The organism is Mesonia ostreae, from assembly GCF_031845265.1.
Classification (GTDB): Bacteria; Bacteroidota; Bacteroidia; order Flavobacteriales; family Flavobacteriaceae; genus Mesonia; species Mesonia ostreae.
The window spans coordinates 1-2,545 of sequence record NZ_JAVRBG010000038.1; the positions used below are offsets into that span (position 1 = coordinate 1).

The 2,545-nt window shown below is 29.7% G+C and carries 4 protein-coding genes; 1 reads left to right on the forward strand and 3 read right to left on the reverse strand.

The window, feature by feature from the left end; translation table 11 throughout:
* Window positions 1–106: 106 nt before the first annotated feature.
* On the reverse strand, window positions 107–979 hold the full coding sequence (locus tag RLT85_RS15025; RefSeq protein WP_311402861.1) for an AraC family transcriptional regulator: 873 nt from the start codon (window positions 977–979) through the stop codon (window positions 107–109).
* A 92-nt stretch (window positions 980–1,071) separates the two neighbouring features.
* Here RLT85_RS15025 and RLT85_RS15030 point away from each other — a divergent pair, with 92 nt between their 5' ends.
* Window positions 1,072–1,416 carry a DUF983 domain-containing protein gene (locus RLT85_RS15030; RefSeq protein WP_311402862.1) on the forward strand — a complete coding sequence of 115 codons (345 nt, stop codon included), beginning with the start codon at window positions 1,072–1,074 and terminating at the stop codon, window positions 1,414–1,416.
* Between the two features lie 175 nt (window positions 1,417–1,591).
* On the opposite strand, the gene RLT85_RS15035 is transcribed toward RLT85_RS15030, so the two are convergent.
* Complete coding sequence (locus RLT85_RS15035) at window positions 1,592–2,092, reverse strand: hypothetical protein (protein WP_311402863.1); 501 nt, start codon at window positions 2,090–2,092, stop codon at window positions 1,592–1,594.
* A gap of 151 nt (window positions 2,093–2,243) precedes the next feature.
* Complete coding sequence (locus RLT85_RS15040; protein WP_311402864.1) at window positions 2,244–2,450, reverse strand: class I SAM-dependent methyltransferase; 207 nt, start codon at window positions 2,448–2,450, stop codon at window positions 2,244–2,246.
* Window positions 2,451–2,545: the final 95 nt, after the last annotated feature.

Below are 2,545 nucleotides of genomic sequence, written 5' to 3' on the forward strand. Positions count from 1 at the left end.
AAGATTTTGACACAGGTAATGTATGTCTCAAATTTAATGTAGAAAAGAGTTGGTTTTTACCTCAGTTCTTTGTTGTGCATAGTACTTTTAAATAATCAAAATTTCATCAAAAATACTTTTTTCGAAAATCCAACGGCGTCATACCTGTTTTTAATTTGAAAAACCTTGAAAAATAGGCGTAGTCCGAGAATTCCAGTGTATAGGCAATATTGGCTAAATTCTCGTGAGAATGTACAATCAATCTTTTTGCTTCTAGAATGATCCTTTCAGAAATTAATTGGCTTGTCGTTTTATTAATTGTTTGTTTTACTACTCTATTCAAATGCTTGGTTGAAATGCTTAATTTATCAGCATAAAATTTGGGAAATTTTTGATTATGAAAATGGGCGTTAATTAAATTTTCTAAAGTTTCAAGTATATTGAAATAGTATGGCGAATTAAACTTTTCAATATTGATATCAACTGTATATGCCCTTGTTAATTCTATATAAATGTTGTTTAATGAATTTACTATTTTTAATTCTCTTAAAATATTGGTTTGTAAATATTCAGCATAAGCTTCATCAAACTTAAAATTCAATTCGTAAAGTTTTTTAGGGGCTAAATCTAAAAAAGGAGGATTTTGATTCGAATAAAAAAATGGAAATGAATGGAGCTTATGTTCTAAAAACTTTAGTTCATAAAATTCTTGAGAATGAAAAAAGATAAATCCTTGGGGTTGTGTCTCAAATTTCCAAAAATGTGTTTGTCCTGGTTTTAAAAAAAACACCTTGCCAGGATTTATATTATAGGAATTAAAATCAATTTCGTGTGTACCTGTACCTTCGGTAAATAGCACACATAGATAGAAATTATGACTATGTGGTTTGTTAATTAAATCCTTATTACGCTGTAAGTGATTCGAAAAAGAATTTATATACACATCATTGAGAGGTGCGGATTCTTTAAATTGACTAATATTTAGAACTGGTATTTTCATCTTGTATGTCCTAAAAGTACAAAAAATTGCGAACATTTTATAAGACTATTAATTATTTACAGTCTTAATTTTGTGGTATAAAACATATTGTGATGAGTAAAGTTATAGATGCATTGAATTGTAAGTGTCCGAATTGTCAAAAAGGAAAGATTTTTATGAATGGTGGGAACATTTTATTGTTGAACATTCCGAAAATGAATGATAGATGTCCAGAGTGTGATTATAAATTTGAAAGAGAAACTGGTTTCTTTTTTGGGGCTATGTTTGTGAGTTATGCGCTCGCTGCGGCTCAAATGATAACAAGTCTTGTAGTATTTTGGTATTTTATTGATTTGTCGCCTTTAAGAGTTTTCGGCATTATTGCTGTGATTGCATTTCTATTAAGTACTATCAATTTTAAATTGTCAAGGTCTATTTGGATATATTTGTTTTATTAAGATGAGCTTTGAAGTTCGTTGTCAGTATTATGCACAACGGTTACGTATAAGAATAGTGCGGTTTTGTGTGCGAGGATTTTCCGCAGGAAAATCAGAAGTAATAAAAGAGCACTGTTCATTGTTTAAACACTAATCTACGCATTATTTTTATGCGATGTTGTGCATAGTTTTTTTATTAATTCAGAATTAGAGGTGTCATTTCGGACTTTAATTTGTCATAATCCGCTTGAGTTATTACTCCTAACTCTAATAATTCTTTTGCTTCTTTCAATTTTGAAATAGCAGCTTCTTTCGTTAATTTTCCATTCGGGTTTTTTATTTCTCCAAGCTCCAATGCTGTATCATAATCAATTAAAACAGGAATAAGTCCATAGCCTTTAAAATGCGCATACACTTTGTATCCATTTTTTTTCGTTCCATAAGTTTTTAATTTATCCACAATCACTTTTTTATCAGCTAATGTGTTTGAAACTCTTTGTCCACCTTGCGAAATATAAGTAAATCCTAAATCAGATGTTGGAATTCCAATTGTTAAAGTATCTCCAACTTTTAAAGTATCTCCAATTTTGGTCAGATAAATTTTATATTCAGATTTTTTCGTCAATTTTCCATATTCCGCTGTTTGGGAATAGCCAATCGAAAAGCTAAATATTAGTATGAAAGTAAATATTTTCATTTTTGGTCAAATTATGCACAACGGTCTTGTGTATGGTTAGTTGCGTGGTTAAGCAACTAATTTAGCAAATAAAAACCGAATAGAAAATCCGCGAGGATTTTCGTAAGCAGGCTCGTACCCAGCAATTGATTATACACGTTGTTGCCAATAGTTATTTTATTTTCCGTCCTTTAATTCCGCTTGCACAACCGTAAAAATATTCCACATATTCAACTTCAAATTCCAGTTTGTTAAAAATCCGATGTATATTTTTTGAGTTTCCAAATTCTTCTGTGTAAACTCCTAACATTCTATAAGTCTCTGGACTTCCAAGAAATAATTTTCCTAAAATCGGAATAATATTTTTCAAGTAAAACATATAAAATGGTTTTAGAAATTGCTAGATTCAAGTAATAAACGCAACTTTTGAGTTAAACAAAAGTTTTTCCATCATTTCTAATGGTGTATCAAAAT

Coding starts and splice junctions, on each gene's coding strand:
- RLT85_RS15025 (WP_311402861.1), bottom strand. CDS start 979: ATGAAAATACCAGTTCTAAATATTAGTCAATTTAAAGAATCCGCACCT.
- RLT85_RS15030 (WP_311402862.1), top strand. CDS start 1,072: ATGAGTAAAGTTATAGATGCATTGAATTGTAAGTGTCCGAATTGTCAA.
- RLT85_RS15035 (WP_311402863.1), bottom strand. CDS start 2,092: ATGAAAATATTTACTTTCATACTAATATTTAGCTTTTCGATTGGCTAT.
- RLT85_RS15040 (WP_311402864.1), bottom strand. CDS start 2,450: ATGTTTTACTTGAAAAATATTATTCCGATTTTAGGAAAATTATTTCTT.